The following is a 19,306-nucleotide window of genomic DNA, read 5'->3' as shown; positions in this document are numbered from 1 at the left end:
CCTCCTTCGGGGGGAAAAAGAGGGGCGGCCAAGCTGCACGCCCCTGAAAGGGTGATCGCGCTACAGCATGTGTCCTGCCAGCAGGGACAGCAGCGTGCCGGACAGGCAAGGCGGGAAGTCGTGCCCCATCCCGGGCAGCAGCACCAGGCTGGAACCACGGATAGCTGCGGCTGTGGCGTACCCGCCGCTGGGCGCGACCATGAGATCTTCATCGCCATGGATGACCAGGGTGCGGCAACGAATCCGTTGCAGTTCCTGGGTGCGGTCGCCGGAATTGATGATCGCGCCGATCTGCCTGGCCGTGCAGATGTTGCTGGCCTCGCCACCGCCTCGCTCCCAGGCCAACAGGGCATAGTCACGGAAGGCGGGCTCATTCCACTCCAGGGTCGAGCCGATCAGGCGCATGATGTCCAGGTAGTCGCGAACGCTTTCCTGCTCGCTGCGCGGCGGGCGGCGCAGCAGCTGCCGAATGGATTTCAACGCCGGCTGGCCGACGCGCAGCGATCCGGTGGTCGAGAAGATCGAGGTGAGCGTCCTGATACGCTCGGGGTAACGGGCAGCGAGGGTCTGGGCGATCATGCCGCCCATCGACATGCCCACCACGTGCGCCGTTGCCAGGTTCAGGCCGTTCATGAGCCCGATCACGTCGTTGGCCATGTCACCCAGGTCATAGCCGGGGGTGCGCTTGCGCAAGAACTGCTGCATGGCCGTGGGAGGCACTACGTCGGTGAAGAACGACCGGCCCGAGTCGCGGTTGTCCAGCGTGATGACCCGAAACCCCCGCTCGACCAGGCCGGCGATGATCGGTTGCGGCCAGTAGGTCAATTGCAGCCCCAGGCCGACGATGAGCATCACCGCTGGCGCTGTTTCGGACCCGTGGCTGCGATAGCAAAGGGGGCGCTCGCCAGGCAGTTCGCAGAAGCGATCGGGGCTCATCCGCGGCTACCCTGTTGTTGCAGCTCGACGTTCGCGCGCAGGGGCGTGCTGGGTACGGAGGAGAACGCCAGGCACTTGTCAGCCACAGCGCCGCGGCGCAGGAGTTTGGTATCGCGGAAGTAGTCCATCGACATCACCCAGGGCTCGCTTGGCCCTTGGCGCGGAATGCTGTCCAAGGCGCGTTGCACATAACCGGCACCGAAATCCAGCAGAGGGCGGGTCTGGATCCCGTCTGGCGCCCGGGGTTCGCAAACGTTGTAGCCGTGGTTGTCCATGAAACCCAGCAGGCGACAGAAGTGATCGCACAGCAGGCACACTTTCAGGGTCCAGGAGGAGTTGGTGTAGCCCACCGCGAACGCGAAGTTGGGTACACCGGATAGCATAGTTCCTTTGTAGGCGAGAGTGTCGCTCAGCACCACTGGCTTATCGTCCTTGTACAGACTGATCCCCCCGAACATCTGCACATTCAGCCCCGTGGCGGTAATTACGATGTCAGCTTCCAACGCCTTGCCGGATTTCAGCAACAGGCCGGATTCGGTGAACCGCTCGATATGGTCGGTGACGATGTCGGCCTTACCCGCGCTGATCGCCTTGAACAGATCGCCTTCAGGTACCGTGCACAAGCGCTGGTCCCAAGGGTTGTAGGGCGGATTGAAATGGACGTCGACCGGGTAGCCTTTCGGCAGCTCCTTGCGCGTCAGCCACAGCAGCAGTTTGCGGGAAAGCTTGGGGAAGCGCTGGCAGAAGGCCCAGAAGGCCAGGGTGATCCTGGCGTTCTTGTAGCGTGTCAGAGAGTAAGCGGTTTGCTCGGGCAGGACCTTGCGCAGAAACGCCGCAATCGCATCATTGGCTGGTTGGTTGATGATGTAGGAGGGCGTACGCTGCAGCATGGTGATGCTGGCAACTTTGTCCGCCATCGCCGGAATCAGGGTCACTGCCGTCGCGCCGCTGCCGATCACTACGACACGTTTGCCCGTGTAATCCAGGTTCTCTGGCCAGTGTTGCGGATGAACGATCTGCCCCTTGAACTGTTCGGCTCCCTCGAAGCGGGGGCTGAATCCTTGGTCGTACCTGTAATAGCCGCCCGCGCTGAACAGCCAGCGACATTCGATTGTGCGGGCCTGCCCCAGGTGACCGTCCTCCACCCGCACCGCCCACAAGCCCTTGTCCGTTTGCCAGTTCGCCGAGATGACTTTCTGCTTGTACTGGATCAAGGACTCCAGCTCATGCTCGTCGATCGCTTCACGCAGGTACTCGAGAATGTCTGCGGCGTCCGCCAGGGATTTCGCCTTGGTCCAGGGCTTGAAGTCGAAGCCGAAGGTGTACAGGTCGGAGTCCGAGCGGATGCCGGGATAGCGGAACAGGTCCCAGGTGCCGCCCATTCGCTCACGAGACTCGAGAATCGTGAAGGTCTTGTGAGGCTGATGGCGTCGCAAATAGGCCGCCGCGCCGATGCCAGACACACCGGCTCCCATGATCAATATATCGAGTGGCTCAACCGGAAGAGCAGTGTGCGAGGACATAGGGCTTCCCATTACTGTTTTTTAGGACTGATCTTTTGACTTGATCATTTGACCATGATGAGGCGACAGATTACCTGGGGCAAGGTGCAAAATGCACCGAGAAGCTATTTTTTTGGGACGATTTGAACCTGGTGGGATTGGGGTAGGGGTTATTACGCGTCGGACGACTCCAGGTTTTGGCGTCGTTATGACAGGGCGGTATGTGGGTTTGGGTGGGAAGAGGCGACAGTCCGTTTGTCTGTCAGACCCTATGGATACCGGATTGCCGTGTCACACCGGACCACGGCAATCTGAATGACGTCTCAGTAGCTGGCCACCAGCAGCTTAACCGCCTGGCAAGCCGTTTCTGTCTCAGCCTCCAGGCGTTCGAGGTTGCCGTGGGCAGTCCAGGAGAGAAGCAAACCATCGAAAAGGTTGATGAGCAGCCGACTGACTGTGGTGAGTGCGGCCTGATCCAGCGCATCGCCGGTCGCCTTCTGGATGGCCTGTCGGGTGGCTTCGATGGAAACGGTATAGATCTTCGCTGCCATTTCCGGGTCATTGCGCAGGTTCCAGAAGAACAGCTCGAACTGGGTTATGGCCCGTTCGGGGTGTGCGATGAACCACTTGACCAACTGGCGCAGCATTTCCCCTACCGATTCGGCGGGGAGAGCGTTTGCCGGAGCCTGCAGCGATTGCTGCGGCATGTTGATCAAGGACTCGTAGACCGCATAGAACAAGTCTTCCTTGGTGTGAAAAACGTAATGCAGCGAGGCCAGCGGCGAATCTGCCGCTGCAGCAATGCGCCGCGTCGTGGCGTTGGCTATGCCGTGTTCTGCGATCACCTTGATGGTCGCTTCAATGAAATCCTGTCTGCGTTCTTCCGCGCCTATCCGAGCCATTCAGCGTTCTCCCCTTTTGGCCTTGCGCCAACCGCCGGGTCCGGCGTCGGCGGTGACGAATGCTATCGCAAAGTCATGGCCCAATCCATGAGATGAGTCGATGCAACCCTTTCCGTCTGCGGTCTTGCCGTCGGTATGTGGCCATTGCCCAGAGGCAGATGCTGACTGCCGTACCTCACCGAGGCCGGGGCAGTGGCGAGGTTGTAAAAAAACCAGATCAAATGACTTGATCAAATGACTATATTCAATAATCATGGCAATGCCGAGCAGATCATTACGGGCTTCGGCAGCGGCATAAAAGGTTGCTGTGGTGGTTGCGCCGGTGGGACGAGGCGGTTGCCTGGGCTCGCTGGATAGAACAATGAAAAACCGGACAGGTAGAAGGCAGATGGATACACAAAAACTCTCGACGGTCAGCAGTGATGCGTCGGTGGAACAAGTGGTGGAAATCATTCGGCGTGACGGCGGGGTCATCATTGCTAATTTCGTCTCGCCAGAGACGCTCAAGTGCCTCACCGAAGAGCTGGACACCTACTTGAATGTCACGCCCTGCGGAGAAGACCCCTATTTCGCAGGCATGCAGACCCGTCGTATCGGTCGTATCATCGGGCGAAGCGATACAGCGGTGGAGGTGGCACTAAACCCGTTGTTCATCGGCGCGGCCAGGCAGATCTTGCAGACACCGACCCATGTCTGGGTGGGCAGCGACCGCATCGAGATGGCACCTGACATTCAACTCAGCATTACCCAGGCCATTCAGATCGGCCCGGGCCAAGGCCTCCAGCCCCTGCACCGCGACGATGCCACCTCGCTGTGGCGACATCCCCAGTTCGGGCGCGAGGCCCGCCTGCAGATCATGCTGGCCATCTCGGACTTCACCGAAGAGAACGGTGCCACGCGCGTTATTCCAGGCAGTCATCAATGGGATGACGAGCGCGGGCCGACCCAGGAAGAAACCATCGCCGCCGAGATGAAAGCAGGCTCTGCGCTGTTGTGGCTGGGGTCGGTCTATCACGGCGGTGGCGCCAATACCACAGCGTCTCCTCGTACTGGTCTGACCATGGCCTACGACTTGGCCATCCTGCGCCTCGAAGAAAATCACTTCCTTTCCATTCCCATTGAACGGGTTCGCCAGCTCCCCGCAGAAATGCAACGCCTGCTGGGCTGGAGTGTGAGCTCCACGCTGCTGGGCTGGGTGGAAATTGATGGCCAGATGCGAGACCCACAAGAGCTCTTGGGCATGCCTGCGTTTTCCGAGGCGGGAAAAGGCTTCTGAGCCCCTGAGTTTGCACAGCCTGCTGCGTATTGAATTTCTGCCCTTTTGGGCGCAACCAAGGAGATGACACCATGGCGTTCTCAATCGACTCGAAAGTTGGCGAGCTGCTGGATAACAGCACTACGAGCCAGATCCTTGAAAAGCACCTGCCCGGTATCGGTAAACACCCACAAATTGGCATGGCCCGTGGCTTTGCCTTAGTGACGGCGGCGAAATATTCTGGCGGGTTTATTTCTCAGGAAACGCTGAATAAAATCGACAGCGACCTGAGGTCTCTGGTCGACTAATCACGGCCATGCTGACCTGCTCGTATAACTTTAGTTGCCGGTGCAGGTCAAATAATTCAGCCCGTATTTCCCCGCTGATCGGGTTTGCAATAGTCGTCCGATTGGCTGCCGATTTCGACGTGCAGTGTGATGTCGATCCTCAGATTGAGAGAGGCTGTTCTCGTGGAACTGATAGAAGTGAGTATCCTGGGCTCATGTATATTGCTAATCATCTGTGGTCTGTATTATGGGGCGGCATTCCTCGGGCGAAGAAATTATCTGCTCGGCGGAGAGTTTTTGATTGTCGGGATATCCGCGACGAATTTCGCGATCTTCCTCGTTACGGGCTGGCTGGAAAATTATAACGTTGCCATATTCCTCGATGCTTTTTCCCGGGGCGTTGGAATTCCTGTTATTGCAACGCTTGGCTTGATGGCGGTAACGCACGATTACAAACCGTCCCCGGTGAATGACATTGTGTTGTTCCTGGCTGGCTTTACGGTTGCAGCCATTTACTTCATGTCGAGTTCATTCAAGCAGTTCCTGCCTTATTTTTATATGGTGATGTGGCTGGCGTACACAGCGTACCTGGCCTATTTCATTTGGCGACTGGTTTGTGCCAGAGAGCTTCTGCATGCGCTGGCTACCACCTTGGGCGGTGTGGCGGGGCTAACGATAGCATTCCGGTATGACTTCTTTCCGATTCCGGGTGACGACTCAAAGATGGTATTCATGACCTTTGCTTTCTTGACTTGGTCGTACTCGATTGTGCAATCGTTCTATGCCTATGGTGCACTTCAGCGTTCTAGAAGTGCCCCAGGTGAGGCGTTACTCAATGCTCGTTGAATTGAGCGGCGCAGGTGCGCCGTTATGCCGCCAATTTCTTGATTCGAAGTAACTCCATGTCGGGCCATAGGCCCGCTTCTTTACCGCCTCCAGGGGCGGTTTTTTTATGGGTAATTGATTCATTTCCATGATTGGGTTTTCAATGGAAATATTTAAGGCTTGCTCAAAGTAAACGGCAGCTTGCGATGGGTAAGTATAACTAGCAATGCATCATGGTTGGGCATGCGCTGGTAACACATGTTTCTTTACTTCCCATTAAGGTGCAGGCATCTGATGAACATAGATCGCCACTGTCGACTAAACACCTGATTTATCTAACTTAATCATTCCACGAGACTTCTGGCATATGGATTGCTTTCTGATCATTTGACATGGTCAATTGATCATGTCAAATGATCAGCCTGCGATAGGTGCCCATTTCCGTGTGGATGGTCGGGTAGCCGGTCCAGGCCCTTTGTTCGAGGAGCCTCCAATGAAAGAAGTATCTACAGGGCAGAAAGACGACATGTCCGCCCGCTGTATTTTCAGGCATCTGCTGGTTACCCTCGCGGTATCGACCGCGATGTGCTCGGTACAGGCCGCACCCCAGGGGGCGGGGGAGCTGGGTTCGAAGCTGACGCCACTGGGCGGTGAGGTGGCCGCTAGTTCAAGCGGGGATATTCCGGCCTGGACTGCTCCGGGGCCGCAAGGGGGGGGCTGGAGCTATGGCCAGGTGCGGGGGGACCACTGGAAGTTCAAGGATGACAAACCCCTCTACAGCATCGACTCGAACAGCGTGACGCAGTATACGAGCAAGCTGTCCCCCGGCCAGCTCGAACTGTTCAAGAAGATTCCGGGCTATCGCATGGACGTCTACCCGACCCGCCGCACCTGTGGCGTACCGGACTTCGTGGCGGATAACACGCGGCAGAACATTGGCTTCGCCAAGCTCGACTCCACAGGGGTTGCCCTCGAGGACGCCCATGTGCCAGGCATCCCGTTCCCTCTGCCCAGTACCGGCGCAGAGGTGATGTGGAACATGAAGATGCGCTATCGCGGCCTTGGTGTCGAAATTCCCAAAAGCATTTCAGGCATTTCACCGCGCAAGGGCGGGGAGTGGTTACGCCAGTCGTCAGACACCTTTTTCTTTACGCCCTGGGGAAAGAAAGGCAGTGCACTTTTTTCGTCCATTGGCCGCTTGGAAAACGCCACGTTCTCCAGTTACCGGGAGCCAGCGGCGCTGGCCGGCCAGGCTGGTGTGCAGACGACTGTAGCAGGCGAGCAGGCCAGCACCTTCTACTATTTCCCCGGCCAGCGTCGGGTGAGGCGCATGCCATCGTATTCCTACGACGCTCCGCAGATCGGGCTGGACAACCAGTACACCGTCGATGAGGCGAACGTGTTCTTCGGAGCCATGGACCGCTTCGATTGGAAACTGATCGGCAAGCAGGAGCTGCTGGTGCCGTACAACGCCTTTGGCGCCTATGACACCGCAGCCAAGGTGGAAAGCTTCGCTGGCGACGATTCCATCGCGCCACAGTCGCGCCGCTACGAACTGCATCGTGTCTGGGTCGTCGAGGCCAATGTTCGCCAGGGCATGCGCCACCAGGCACCCAAGCGCCTGTTCTACATCGACGAGGACAGCTGGAACCCGTTGCTGGCCGTTGACTATGACAAGCAAGGGCAGATTTGGAAGGTGCGTGAAGGGTTCTCGATCCCCGTCTACGAGATCGGCGCGTGCGACGTGCAGGCCCAGGTCCAGTACAACCTCGCCGATCATCGTTACCTGTTCGACATGACCTCGATCGGCGCGGGCAAGAACGATATTCGCTGGCTCACCGAAGACAGTGGCAACCCTCGCCTGAAACGCGACTTCTTCACCTCCGACAACCTGCGAGCCATCAGCGAGCGCTAAACCGACGCCAGATCGAGAGCCCACATGAAAAAAATAATTACGAAAGCATCAGGCCTTGTCATCGTGTGCGCAACCCCACTGGCAATGGGGTTCACATTTGAAACCGAAACCCTCAATGGCTCCTTCGACTCCACGATCACCGCAGGCATGGGCCTGCGTACCGAGTCACGGGCCTGCAACCTGATCAACCAGGGGCCGACCGGGCACAACGTGCCCTCCGGCTGCCTGGCGCAGAGTTCCGGCGTGGCGGACCAGGGCGACCTGAACTACGACCGCGGCGACATGTTCACCAACTACCTCAAGGGTACCCATGAGCTGTTGCTGAAGATGCCCGAGGAATTCACCTTCATGGCGCGCGGGACCTGGATCCGCGACTTCGCTGCCACCGATACCACCGGCACGCTGTCGTTCAACACCCCAGAGAGCGTCGGCAGCAACGGGCTGAGTGACGACGCCCGCGACGACCTCGCCTTCAAGGCTCGCCTGCTGGACCTGTGGGTGAGCAAAGGCTTCGACATGGGCGGGCAGCGGGTCCGTGCGCGCCTGGGCAACCAGGTGATCAACTGGGGCGAAAGCCTGTTCGTGGCCGGTGGCATCAACAACACCAACGCCTACGACTACCAGGCCTTGGCGCGCCCCGGCGTGCAGCTCAAGGAGGCCGTGCTGCCCGCGCCGATGCTCAGTGTCGCTTCGGGCCTTGGCTCGGGTGTTAACGTCGAGGCCTACTATCAGTTCCGCTGGAACAAGAGCGAGTTGCCGCCGGTGGGCAGCTACTGGTCCACCAACAACGCGCTGGGCGAGGGCAGGGGGGACTACGGGTTCTCCGAGAAGGACGCCCGCGACAGCGGCCAGTGGGGCCTTTCGCTGCGCTGGCAACCGGAGGACAGCGACATAAACTACGGCTTCTACGTGATGCGTTATCACGACAAGTTGCCGTCATTGCGCGTCGCCATTCTTGACCCGGACACCTTCGCCGCTGCCCCCACCTGGGAATACCAGGAAGACCGAATGATGTATGGCATCAGTGCCAACATGCCGATCGGTGACTGGGCCGTCGGTACGGAGCTTTCGTACCGGCCGAAGGACTCGGTCATGCTCAACCCGGTCATCGACCTGTGCTCCAGCAATGGCGGCAAATGCTGGAAGGACGAAAAGAAGTTCCAGTGGCACCTCACCGGCCTGTACAGCTTCACGCCTTCCAACTCCCCGACGCTGCTCGACTTCACCGGAGCCAGCACGGGCACCTTGTTGTCCGAGCTTGTGGTCATCAAATACCCAGGGCTGCATGACGAGGTCAATGGCGAGCCACTCGCTGCGGGGCTCAATACCTGGCAGTTGGACCCTGCGACAGCGCCCAAGCCCCGTGGCGACAAGACGTCCTCTGGCATCAACCTGGACTTCAGCCTGACCTATGACGGCACCTTGCTGCCGGGCTGGCAGGTCACGCCAGGTGTATTCTATTCGCGCTCGCTAGGGGGCAGGACGCCGAACCTGAGTGCGACCTTCACCGAGGACGCGAGCAGCATGAACCTGTATCTGAACTTCGTGCGAAACCCGGCCAGTTGGCAGATCTCCCTCAACTACGCAAAGTTCATGGGCGGCGACACGCCCTACGACCAGCTTTATCGTGACCGCGACTATGTCGGCGTTGCGATTTCCCGCACCTTGTGAGGCCCGCCGTGAACGGTTCTGTAAAGTTATCCGAAGCTCCGGCACCTGGCCTGCTGTCACGTGTCGAGGGTGTGTTGTTCGGGCATCGTCGTCTGGTGCTGGCGACCCTGGCGGTGTTCACGCTGATCATGGGCTGGTTCGCCGTGCAACTGCGTATGGATGCAGGCTTCGAAAAGCAATTGCCGGTAGGCCACGAATACATCAAGACATTCGAGGCCTACCGCAACGACCTGCTGGGAGCGAACCGGCTGACCATCGTGGTCAAGGCCCGACAGGGCGATATCTGGAGCGCCCCGGGCCTGAAACGGCTGTATGACGTCACCCAGGCGGTGACCTTCCTCCCGGGGGTTTCCCGCAGCAGCGTGCGTTCGTTGTGGACGCCCAATGCCTTCGTCAACGAAATCACCGAAGAAGGTTTTCGCGCTGACCCACTGGTACCAGGAACGGTTTCGCCCGAGCACCTGGATGACCAGGTCATCGCGACGATCGCCAGCTCCACCGCCCAGGGTGGTTTCATCGGCACGCTGGTTTCCCGGGATCAGAGCAGTGCGATGATCACGGTGGAACTCAACGAATACGACACCAATGGCGCGCACCTTGACTATGTGGCGTTCAACCACAGGCTGGAGAAAGAGATCCGCCAGCAATTCGAGGATGGCGATTTCGAAATCCAGATCATCGGTTTCGCCAAGCAGATCGGTGATATTGCTGACGGGGCTTCAGCCGTGCTGGAGTTCTGTCTGCTGGCGTTGCTGCTGACGGCGGGGGCGGTGTACTGGTATTGCCACTCGCTGCGCTTCACGCTGCTGGCGCTGGTCTGTTCATTGGCCTCTCTGGTGTGGCAGTTCGGTAGCCTGCGCCTGTTGGGGTACGGGCTCGACCCGTTGGCGGTGCTGGTGCCCTTCCTGGTATTCGCCATCGGGGTGTCCCATGGCGTGCAACAAATCAACTTCATCGTCCGCGAGATCGCCATCGGCAAGAGCGCCGAAGCGGCGGCGCGTTCGAGCTTCACGGGGTTGCTGATCCCCGGGACGCTGGCGCTGTTGACCGCGCTGGTTTCCTTCGTGACGCTGCTGTTGATCCCGATCCCGATGGTGCGGGAGCTGGCGATCACGGCCTCGCTTGGCGTGGCCTACAAGATCATCACCAACCTGGTGATGTTGCCGTTGATGGCGTCGTTACTGCGTGTCGATGACAAGTACGCCGCTGCCCAGGAAGCCTCCCGGCAGCGCCGGACCCGCTGGCTGCGTGGCATGGCCCGGCTCGCCGAGCCGCGCAGGGCACAATGGGTGCTTGGCGTTGCCTTGGTGGTATTCCTGGTGGCGATCTGGCAAAGCCATGACCGTGTCGTTGGCACGCTGCAGGCGGGCGCGCCGGAATTGCGCGAGGACGCCCGCTTCAATCGCGATGCGGTCTCCATCGCCGGCAACTACGACATTGGCCTGGACTGGCTCAGCGTGGTGTTCGAAATCAACAAGGAGCCCTCTGGCGAAGACAGCCAGGTGGCCTGCGAGGATGTTGCCCTAGGCCAGTACCAGGATCGCTTCGTGTGGGCTATGCAGGGGGTGCCCGGTGTCCTGTCGGTAGCGTCGTTCTCCAGCAACATGCGCCAGTTCAATGAGGGCTACAACGAAGGCAACCCGAAGATGGCAGCGGTGCCCATTGACCCGATGAACTACGCCGCCCTGGCTACCGAGGTTGCGCGCACGCCCGGGCTGATGCGCACCGACTGCAGCATGTCCGCAGTGCACCTGTACCTGGCCGATCACAAAGCCACCACGATCAACCGGGTAGTGGATGCCGCCAAGGCATTCCGCAGCGAGTACCCCCTGCCAGGCATCTCGGTGCGCCTCGCTTCGGGCAACGCCGGGGTGCTGGCAGCCATCAACGAAGAAGTGGAAAAAAGCGAAACACCCATGCTGCTTTACGTCTATGCCGCCATCGCATTGCTGGTGTTCGTGGTGTATCGCGACTTGCGGGCAGTCCTGGTGTGTTGCCTGCCGCTGACCATCGGCACCTTCATTGGCTACTGGTTCATGAAGGAGCTGCAGATCGGACTGACCATCGCCACCTTGCCGGTGATGGTGCTGGCGGTGGGCATTGGCGTCGATTACGCCTTCTACATCTACAACCGTCTGCAACTGCACCTGGCTCATGGGCAGTCGATTACCAAGGCCGTGGAATACGCGCTGCTCGAAGTGGGTGTCGCCACTATTTTCACCGCCATCACCCTGGCCGTGGGCGTGGCCACCTGGGCCTTCTCGGAACTCAAGTTCCAGGCCGACATGGGCAAGCTGCTGGCCTTCATGTTCATCGTCAACATGGTCATGGCCATGACCGTGCTGCCGGCCTTCGCCGTGTGGCTGGAGCGGGTATTCCCACGTAAGCGCCCCTTGCGCATGATCGGCGCGCTGGTGCACTGAGGAGAGAAGCATGAAGTTCAGGGTTTCATTCACCGCAGCCTTGCTCGCAGCAGCAGTGCCGCTGATGTCTATTCAGGCCGCGCCGTTGCAGGCCGTACCGGCCGTACAGGCGAGCCATGCCACGCAGGCCACCATGCTGGCCGCCGGTTGGGCGGGGGCGCGCATGGTGGCCGTGGGCGACCACGGTGTCGTGCTGTTATCCGACGATCAAGGCATGCAGTGGCGCCAGGCGAGGTCGGTACCGTTGTCCACGCCATTGACGGGCGTGTCTTTCGTGGATGCCAAACGCGGCTGGGCGGTTGGCCACTGGGGCGCGATCCTGGCCACCACCGATGGCGGGGAGTCCTGGCAGGTCCAGCGACTGGTCACCGAAGAAGACCGGCCACTGTTCGCGGTGCACTTCTTCAATACCCGGCAGGGTGTTGCGGTAGGCCTCTGGTCGTTGGTGCTGACGACCGAGGATGGGGGGCTGACGTGGGCTGAGCAGGCGGTGCAAGCGCCGCCCGAGGCCAAACGGGCCGACCTCAACCTGATGGGGTTGTTTACCGACAGCCGCGGCACGCTGTACGCCACCGCCGAGCATGGGCGGGTGCTGCATTCCGAAGACCAGGGGAAGAACTGGCATTACCTGGATACCGGCTACGAAGGCACCCTGTGGTCTGGCGCGGTACTGGCCGATGGGCGTCTGCTACTGGGTGGCCAGCGCGGCACCCTGTTGCAGGGTTCAGCGGACGGCAAGGGCTTTCGCCGAGTGCCAACGCAAAGCAAGGGCTCTTTCACTAGCGTAGCGGTAGCGGGCTCTCGTGTGTTGGCGGTCGGGCTGGATGGGCTGAGCGTGCAGAGCAGCGATGGCGGGCACAGTTTTCAGGAAACGCAGACCGCTGATGGCCTTTCACTGACGGCGGCGTTGTTCAACGCCGAGGGTGTACCTGTCTTGTTTTCACGCCGTGGGGTAATGCCCTACCAGGAGTGAAGGGCCGGCCACTCGCTCAGAGGCCAGGCATCGCAAACCGATGCCTTGCCTGTTTCCTTGCCTGGGCGTTTGGGTGGTCGTGGCACCTTCAGGCCCAGCCAAGTCAACGCTGGACGCTAGAGCTGAAGGTAATCCGCCAGGTCTGCGTAGTTATGCTGCCAGAGGCCAGGGCTGCCATTGGGGTATTGGGAGCGGAAACCGAGGATCTTCTGAACCCGTGGAGAAAGCGTGCGCACCAGCTCGAGCGGCACGATCAACGGGTAGGCTTCTTCAGGCGTGATGATCGAAGCCTGCATCGGGATGGTCAGACCGCGACGGTAATGGTCGGCGGTCACGTTGGCCCCGCCACCGTGAACGACCTTGCCGCCGAACAGCACGGCATCCCCGGCTTTTAGCAGGGCTGGAATCGTCATCTCTGGGGTTCCGACATCGTCGAAGTCATCCCAGTCCTGGCTCCCCGGAATCAAACGCGTGGCGCCGTTTTCCTCGGTGAAATCGGTCAGCGCCAGCATCAGGTTGGTGATGGCGCGTGGCGCATGTTTGTTCATGGCCACGAACGGATGGTACTGCATCATGTCACGGTGCAGCATTTGCGCTTTGTTGCCTGGGCCGATCTCGATCAACTGGGCCGTGGTCAGCCACCAGTCACCGCACTCCGGGGCGTAGAGCACGTTCCCCAGTTCGTGAAAGAGGTCGTCATCTAGGATTTCCTCGCGAAAGGTCTTGCTGTGGGTGACGAGGTTGGTAAGCCGTTTGGTCTGATGGCCATGGAACTCGGCGATCAGCTCGTGCTCGTGCCTGGAGCCGGCATCGAGCGCGGCCAGGGGGGCGTCGAGTTCGTTGTTGATCCGTACGACTTGTTCTGGGGTCATGAAGTTGCGGATGATGACCGCACCTGCCTGGTCGTTCAGCAGCGCAATCTCTTGCGCGGAAGTCGAGCGGGTTACCACGGGCAGGCTTGGCATGGAGTCGCGAGCGGCTGACATTGAGAACACTCCAGATTGAAAGGAACGGTTGGCGGAAGCGGGTCGACGCTCAATCGAGGGGCATCAGGAAACAGGCCCGCTTGCCACTGCGCTAAACCCAAAAAAAGGACATGGAGCGTCACGGTGCCTCCTTGTATTTTTTGTTCAGGCAGTGCGTTCATGCTAGGTTTCCACTGACCTTGCGCCAAGGTACGAACTGCACCACTTTCCAGACGATTTTTGAGTGATTTGCACTGCCCATGACCAGCACGCCATTGCCCTGGCCACGCCCCTCGGAAGCCGTTCGCGAGCTCATGCGCAAAGGCGCCGAACTTGCTCAGGCGCTGCCACCCGAGTGGATCGAGCGCCTGAATCAGTCACTGTTCTCTTCACCCGAGGATGCCAAGTTGCTGGAGGACCCGGTTATCCTCGCAGCGTGCCGGCGCGCCAACCGGGCAGAGTTGCTGCACTGGGCCAATGCCAACCTGCAGCGTCCTGGAGAGCCGGTGGAGCCCTACGTCTCCGCTGACATGGTGGACACGGCCAGGGAGCTCGCCCGCAGGGGGTTGTCCGAACTGCTGATGAATGTTGCACGGTCGACACAGAACGCAGCCTGGGACCTGTGGATGAAGATGGCCTTCAGCCTGACGCAGGATCCCGTGGTGCTCGAGGAATTCCTGGAGGTCTCGTCGCGGTCGATCTCGGAATTCATCGACAGCAACATGCGTGTGGTGACGCAGATCATCCTTGAAGAAAAGAGCGCCCAGGCCCATGACGATCCTGTCGATAAACGCAGCCTGGTCAGCCGGCTGCTCGATGGCAGGGATGTGGACGCCGAGCAGTTCGGCAGGCGACTGGGCTACAGCCTGGCGCAGAGACACCATGCCTGCCTCGTCTGGAGCGAAACCCCGGACGCCGAGATTCGCCCCCTGGAAGACATGGCGCGTGCCCTGGCGCAGCTCACGGGCACGGTAGCGCCGCTGATTGTGTTCGCGGGCCCTGCGACCCTGTGGGCCTGGAGCAATGCGGTAAAGCCGCTGGACCTGAACCTGCTGCAGGACGTCGCCCGGCAATTTCCGAAGATACGCGCGGCAATCGGTTCGGCGGGCGCGGGGATGAATGGCTTCCGGCGCTCGCACCTGGAAGCCTTGACCACCCAGCGGTTGATGGGCCGTTTGGCGGGTTCACCCGCCGTTGCCACGATTGACCAGGTGAGAATGGTGTCGCTGATGACCCAGGATGCCCGCGCGGCCAGGCAGTTCGTCTTGAGCACGCTGGGGCGCTTGGCGACCGAGCCCACGGTTCTTCAGCATTCGTTGCACGCCTTCCTGGCTAATGGCTGCAACATCACCCAGACCGCCGAGGTGCTGGGTACCCATCGCAATACCTTGCTGCGCCGGCTGGAGCGCGCCCAGGACTTGCTGCCTATTCCGTTTGGCGACCATCGCATCCAGATCGCTGCCGCACTCGAGCTGGTGATCTGGAATACCCCATTTGCAGACGACGAGAAATAGTTGTCAAAGCACGTTCAGAGTCAGGGCTGCGGGCCAGGAACCAGAATTCGAGCAGTTAAATACCTAGTGATTTGCCATGAGCTTGCGTCAACTGGCTCCGCTCGAATGCGCCCACGTTGTAGTTCTTACATCTTTTCGTCGCTGCCGAAGAACATTTGGACAGCGCTCTAGGGCGGTATTTTTTGATTGGAAAAGCAGAAATGTACCCGCAAAAATACCCTCGATGCCCCCACATGGATCCGCGATCTAGAACGGCGATCTCTGACGGCAGTCGAGGTGGAATTAGATGGCACTCAGTGTACCTCCCTGGTGAGGAAGCCGGAACTGAGATGTATCCAGGTTTTGGATCGTTGGCTGGGAGTAGTTTCAGTCAGCTTGATGCAGACAATTCTCCCTGGCAACGTTGTCATCGCGGGGGGAGGCGAGCTGCCACTGGTCGCGTGATGACTTCTGGGTTCGAAATCCTACGCTTTGGCCACTAATTTTCATTAAGGCCATGATTTTTTCAGGGATATTTTGTGTCTTGTCGGTTCTGGCCCATACTTTGAGCGCTGGCTTTCGGTGAGCTCCCCTGGAATTTTCTGCCCAATGATCTCGAACCTCTAAGCGCGCGAGTGTTTTTTCGGAGGCAAATGTGCCAGCAGCACCAGGGTCGTGGCTTTTGCATGGGGTGCAAGGGGTCGAGTGTTCGAATCACTCCGTCCCGACCAAATAACTCCAAAGAATCCAGTCACTTAGCGGTGACTGGATTTTTTTATGGTCGGCGATTTTTTCCCGATCGCATTTTTACCCCACTTTTTACCCCACCGAATTTAGAGCGGCCTTAAGCGCTTGTTGTCAGGGCGTACGCTTTCCATTCCGTAGAATCCGAACCGACAAGCGGTACTACTGATTCGAGTGCATCCGAGGGGCTCATTTAAAGGGCAGGCTTGCCTTCGCACGGAGTCGCCGTGGGAGCCAACTGACTCACGTTAGAATTGGGCAGTCTGTCGAAAACGGCGCAGGAGGGAGGGCTTTGGCCCTTATCGACGGCTTTCGGAAGAGCTAGGGGGCGCTGTTTCTGGCGCTTAGAAGTTTGCCTCATCATACCTTCGGGTGGTGTCCCGGATCCTCGTGTAAACGACCGATCATGATCGACACTGCTCTAGCGGTTTTTTGGCCCTTGATCAGAAGCCTATGGAGGAGGTCAGGAGGTTCCCGGGCTCAATCCTGGCGTGTTGCTATCATGAGATGTGCAGCGAAAACTTTGTGGCTGAGAGGGCTTCTACGTCACGCCTCTTGGTAGTAAGCAAAGACTGAGCATGAGCCTGGGGAGGCACGGATGGCATCAGCGGCACACGACTATCAGCATTTCTTACGTTGGCTTCACGAGCCTGCGACGGCGGCATCGGACGATGCCCGTCGTATGGGCAATTTGGTACTGCAGCATTTCGATCCAATCAGTGCAACGTCCCGCAACCGCAGTCAGCGGGCAATTCGCATCGTGGAGCTTGCTCGTGGTCAATTTGCTCAAACGAACCCATCGTTACCTTTGTTGAATGCCATTGCTGCAGGGGACGGCTGGAGCTGGCGTAGCCTTTCTGAGCTGACGATTGGCCCGTTCCGAGGGTTTCGAAGCCCTGAAACGTTTGATCTGACCAGGCGCTTGATCCTGTTCTATGGCCCTAACGGCAGCGGAAAAACCAGCCTGTGTGAAGCGCTGGAGTACGCATTGCTAGGTGCCGTGGATGAAGGTGCTCAGAAGCGTATCGATGCCGGTCAGTACCTGCGAAACATTCATGAGGATCGCTTTGTTGCTCCTCAGCTCCGGGGCTTGGATTTGGCCGGCCAGCCAACAGTGATCGCTGCTGACGCGGACGCTTACAGATTCTGCTTCATCGAGAAAAATCGGATCGACTCATTTTCACGGATTGCAGCCAAGCCTGCCGGGCAGAAGACCGAGCTCATAGCTGCTCTGTTCGGTATGGATCACTACAACGAGTTCGTGTCGCACTTTAACGAGGCGCTGACCGATCAGCTCAACCTGGCTCCGCTGAGAGGGCAGGAGCTTAATCTTCGACAGAACTCAATTGCCAATGACATGGGAGTTGTGGCCGGCGAGGCCACTGCCGGGGCTGAATTCCAGAGGGCCGAAGAGTCGTATGCTCAACAATTTGCGGCTGGTATGTCTTATCGGCAGCTTCAGGAAACCGTTGGCTTTTTCGGCGTTCCAGGAAGACTCCAAGAGCTGGAGCTTGCGCTCAATCAGCCACCGCCTTTGCTGTATGGAATTAGTCCACAAAACCTATTGGCAGCCTACCAGAGGGCTGATGCGGCTCACGCTGAAGTTGAATCGCTGTCGCAACAACTTGCACAGCAGCATAGCGATGTCGCGTACCAAGCGTTGTTCAATGCTGTCCAGGGTGTACAGGCTATCTCACCCGATCGCTGCCCAGCGTGCGACACGCCATTGCAAGGGGTTCCTCATGTACATACCGACCCTTACCAGAAGGCTGCGCAAGGCCTGGAGCGGATGCGTGAGCTGACGGTGCTGCAGCAGAGATATCACACAGCTGTAGGGCAACGTAGAGCCGCCTCGGATGCGCTAAGCGCTTACATGGCACACTTCGCTCAGCGTGCAACCCCAAGGACGGAGCGCGAAAACACAGTATCACGCTACCTGGCTGCCCCAGGTGTGGTCGCAGACACCGCATGGTGGAAGCTGGGCTACAGCCAAATCGAGGGCGCTCCATCAGTTGCACAGCAAGCGGTGGATTGGGCTGGAGCATTGGAGCAGGAAGATGCCGTCACTCAGCAGAATCTTGTACACAGGCAGAATCAGGTTGCTGAGCGAGATCGACTGAACGGCGTTCGAATTGCACTTGCCGAACATGCTGCTAGAAGACAGCAAGCCCAGGTGCTTGTCGATGCTGCAAGACAACGCATCGGTGAGTTCGAGGTGCAGAACGCCGATCTGATAGCAGCGGCTGCTGCTGAGCGCGACCTGATTGCCGCCGAGACGCGAATCCAAGTGGCTTATGCTGAGTTTTTGGCCCTGTTGCGAAGGCATCGATCCGAGTTACCCGGCACGCTGATGGCTGGTTTGAATGCGCAGGCGTTGGCGCTCTACAACGAGTTCAATGTGCGAGATGCAGAGGAAGACAAGCTCGTCGAGCTGCACTTGCCATTAACCGGTGAAGGCCGAATCGAACTGTGCTTCCGTGGTGCACCAGGACGTCGCGTCGATGCCCTCCAAGTGCTCAGTGAGGGCCATGTCCGATGCCTGGGGCTTGCAATCCTGCTGGCCAAGGCATCGAGCATCCAGGCACCTACTGTGATCTTTGACGATGCCATCAATGCGATCGACCACGAGCATCGGCAAGGGATCCGGGAAGCTCTATTCGAGAGCGAGCGCTTCGCGAATACCCAGATCATCGTCACGTGCCACAGCAACGAATTCATCAAGGACATTCAGAATCACGTCGATCAGAATCAATGGTTGGCCTATGCCTTCATGCACCACCAGGGGAATTATCACCCGAGAGTGATCCGCAACGTCCCACCACAGGCCTACCTTTTGTTGGCCAGGGCTGCAGTGAATCGTGGCGATCATCGAGCCGCACTCCAGTTCTCCCGGCAGGCATTGGAAATGCTCATGCTGAAAATCTGGAAGTGGTTGGGAAGATGCAGTCAGGGGGTCTTAACCGTTCAGCTTGCTCGGGATGGAGATCAACCTGGCTTGAGTAACCTCTGCGCTTCGATCTGTTCAAAGCTGCGAGGAGCCAACACGTTTGAGCACGCAGACAAGCAGCCGTTAATTGATGCGCTGGGTCGGATCCTCGGTATCGGCGAGCAGACACTGGTCTGGAGATACCTGAACAAAGGCACACATGAAGAAGCTGACCGAGAGGATTTTGATGCGGGTGTGGTTGAGGACGTCGTGCAGTTGCTGGAGACCATGAATGCCTTACGATTGCGAGCTCCGTAGTCGAAGCTAGGTCGAGTAGGTTCTGGCTGGCACTTCCAGCCAGTCCTACGTTCTCCGATATCGGTTCCTCTCGGAAGCGGAATTCAAGAAAATAGTGGGCGATCCTATTGAGCAGGCCGAGAGCTTCTTTTACAGGGTCAGTTGCAAAGGTCTAACGATGCTCGGCGCTGC

At 58.9% G+C, this 19,306-nt stretch carries 13 protein-coding genes; 9 read left to right on the top strand and 4 right to left on the bottom strand.

Going from position 1 to position 19,306, the window contains the following annotated elements; genetic code table 11:
* Positions 1 to 60 precede the first annotated feature (60 nt).
* The 3 genes from CAG44_RS08130 to CAG44_RS08120 all read right to left on the bottom strand — a co-directional run bounded on the left by CAG44_RS08130 (position 61) and on the right by CAG44_RS08120 (position 3,340).
* Entirely contained in the window at positions 61 to 936 is an 876-nt protein-coding gene (locus CAG44_RS08130; RefSeq protein WP_085663860.1) for an alpha/beta fold hydrolase, read from the bottom strand.
* Complete coding sequence (locus CAG44_RS08125) at positions 933 to 2,459, bottom strand: NAD(P)/FAD-dependent oxidoreductase (RefSeq protein WP_085663859.1); 1,527 nt, start codon at positions 2,457 to 2,459, stop codon at positions 933 to 935. The genes CAG44_RS08130 and CAG44_RS08125 overlap by 4 nt, the downstream gene beginning before the upstream one ends.
* Before the next feature lie 302 nt (positions 2,460 to 2,761).
* On the bottom strand, positions 2,762 to 3,340 hold the full coding sequence (locus tag CAG44_RS08120) for a TetR/AcrR family transcriptional regulator (protein ID WP_085663858.1): 579 nt from the start codon (positions 3,338 to 3,340) through the stop codon (positions 2,762 to 2,764).
* 388 nt (positions 3,341 to 3,728) lie between these two features.
* Here CAG44_RS08120 and CAG44_RS08115 point away from each other — a divergent pair, with 388 nt between their 5' ends.
* From CAG44_RS08115 to CAG44_RS08085, 7 genes are all read left to right on the top strand, one after another.
* On the top strand, positions 3,729 to 4,616 hold the full coding sequence (locus tag CAG44_RS08115; RefSeq protein ID WP_085663920.1) for a phytanoyl-CoA dioxygenase family protein: 888 nt from the start codon (positions 3,729 to 3,731) through the stop codon (positions 4,614 to 4,616).
* Positions 4,617 to 4,687: 71 nt separating this feature from the next.
* Positions 4,688 to 4,903, top strand: coding sequence for a hypothetical protein (locus CAG44_RS08110; protein WP_054905267.1), 216 nt, complete (start codon positions 4,688 to 4,690; stop codon positions 4,901 to 4,903).
* 177 nt (positions 4,904 to 5,080) lie between these two features.
* On the top strand, positions 5,081 to 5,728 hold the full coding sequence (locus CAG44_RS08105) for a hypothetical protein (RefSeq protein WP_139832738.1): 648 nt from the start codon (positions 5,081 to 5,083) through the stop codon (positions 5,726 to 5,728).
* Between the two features lie 505 nt (positions 5,729 to 6,233).
* Complete coding sequence (locus CAG44_RS08100; protein ID WP_371858537.1) at positions 6,234 to 7,622, top strand: DUF1329 domain-containing protein; 1,389 nt, start codon at positions 6,234 to 6,236, stop codon at positions 7,620 to 7,622.
* A 24-nt stretch (positions 7,623 to 7,646) separates the two neighbouring features.
* Entirely contained in the window at positions 7,647 to 9,293 is a 1,647-nt protein-coding gene (locus CAG44_RS08095; protein ID WP_371858536.1) for a DUF1302 domain-containing protein, read from the top strand.
* An 8-nt stretch (positions 9,294 to 9,301) separates the two neighbouring features.
* A complete protein-coding gene (locus CAG44_RS08090; RefSeq protein WP_085663854.1) occupies positions 9,302 to 11,716 on the top strand; it encodes an RND family transporter in 2,415 nt (804 codons plus the stop codon).
* 10 nt (positions 11,717 to 11,726) lie between these two features.
* Positions 11,727 to 12,689: a YCF48-related protein gene (locus CAG44_RS08085; RefSeq protein ID WP_085663853.1), complete on the top strand. Its 963-nt coding sequence runs from the start codon at positions 11,727 to 11,729 to the stop codon at positions 12,687 to 12,689.
* A 116-nt stretch (positions 12,690 to 12,805) separates the two neighbouring features.
* On the opposite strand, the gene CAG44_RS08080 is transcribed toward CAG44_RS08085, so the two are convergent.
* Positions 12,806 to 13,675: a phytanoyl-CoA dioxygenase family protein gene (locus CAG44_RS08080; RefSeq protein ID WP_085663852.1), complete on the bottom strand. Its 870-nt coding sequence runs from the start codon at positions 13,673 to 13,675 to the stop codon at positions 12,806 to 12,808.
* 239 nt (positions 13,676 to 13,914) lie between these two features.
* On the opposite strand from CAG44_RS08080, the gene CAG44_RS08075 reads away from it, so the two are divergent.
* Complete coding sequence (locus CAG44_RS08075) at positions 13,915 to 15,168, top strand: CdaR family transcriptional regulator (protein ID WP_218191634.1); 1,254 nt, start codon at positions 13,915 to 13,917, stop codon at positions 15,166 to 15,168.
* Between the two features lie 1,321 nt (positions 15,169 to 16,489).
* Positions 16,490 to 19,135: an AAA family ATPase gene (locus CAG44_RS08070; protein ID WP_085663850.1), complete on the top strand. Its 2,646-nt coding sequence runs from the start codon at positions 16,490 to 16,492 to the stop codon at positions 19,133 to 19,135.
* The last annotated feature ends 171 nt before the right edge of the window (positions 19,136 to 19,306 follow it).

It is taken from the genome of Pseudomonas sp. B13(2017), assembly GCF_002113245.1.
GTDB lineage: Bacteria > Pseudomonadota > Gammaproteobacteria > Pseudomonadales > Pseudomonadaceae > Aquipseudomonas > Aquipseudomonas putida_Z.
Note: the sequence above shows the minus strand (reverse complement) of the source record. Positions and strands in the feature narration are given on the sequence as shown.

Excerpts from the sequence above, each read along its gene's own strand:
- CAG44_RS08130 (WP_085663860.1), bottom strand. The coding sequence starts at position 936 with ATGAGCCCCGATCGCTTCTGCGAACTGCCTGGCGAGCGCCCCCTTTGC.
- CAG44_RS08070 (WP_085663850.1), top strand. The coding sequence starts at position 16,490 with ATGGCATCAGCGGCACACGACTATCAGCATTTCTTACGTTGGCTTCAC.
- CAG44_RS08095 (WP_371858536.1), top strand. The coding sequence starts at position 7,647 with ATGAAAAAAATAATTACGAAAGCATCAGGCCTTGTCATCGTGTGCGCA.
- CAG44_RS08080 (WP_085663852.1), bottom strand. The coding sequence starts at position 13,675 with ATGTCAGCCGCTCGCGACTCCATGCCAAGCCTGCCCGTGGTAACCCGC.
- CAG44_RS08115 (WP_085663920.1), top strand. The coding sequence starts at position 3,729 with ATGGATACACAAAAACTCTCGACGGTCAGCAGTGATGCGTCGGTGGAA.
- CAG44_RS08125 (WP_085663859.1), bottom strand. The coding sequence starts at position 2,459 with ATGTCCTCGCACACTGCTCTTCCGGTTGAGCCACTCGATATATTGATC.
- CAG44_RS08110 (WP_054905267.1), top strand. The coding sequence starts at position 4,688 with ATGGCGTTCTCAATCGACTCGAAAGTTGGCGAGCTGCTGGATAACAGC.
- CAG44_RS08075 (WP_218191634.1), top strand. The coding sequence starts at position 13,915 with ATGACCAGCACGCCATTGCCCTGGCCACGCCCCTCGGAAGCCGTTCGC.
- CAG44_RS08085 (WP_085663853.1), top strand. The coding sequence starts at position 11,727 with ATGAAGTTCAGGGTTTCATTCACCGCAGCCTTGCTCGCAGCAGCAGTG.
- CAG44_RS08100 (WP_371858537.1), top strand. The coding sequence starts at position 6,234 with ATGTCCGCCCGCTGTATTTTCAGGCATCTGCTGGTTACCCTCGCGGTA.
- CAG44_RS08120 (WP_085663858.1), bottom strand. The coding sequence starts at position 3,340 with ATGGCTCGGATAGGCGCGGAAGAACGCAGACAGGATTTCATTGAAGCG.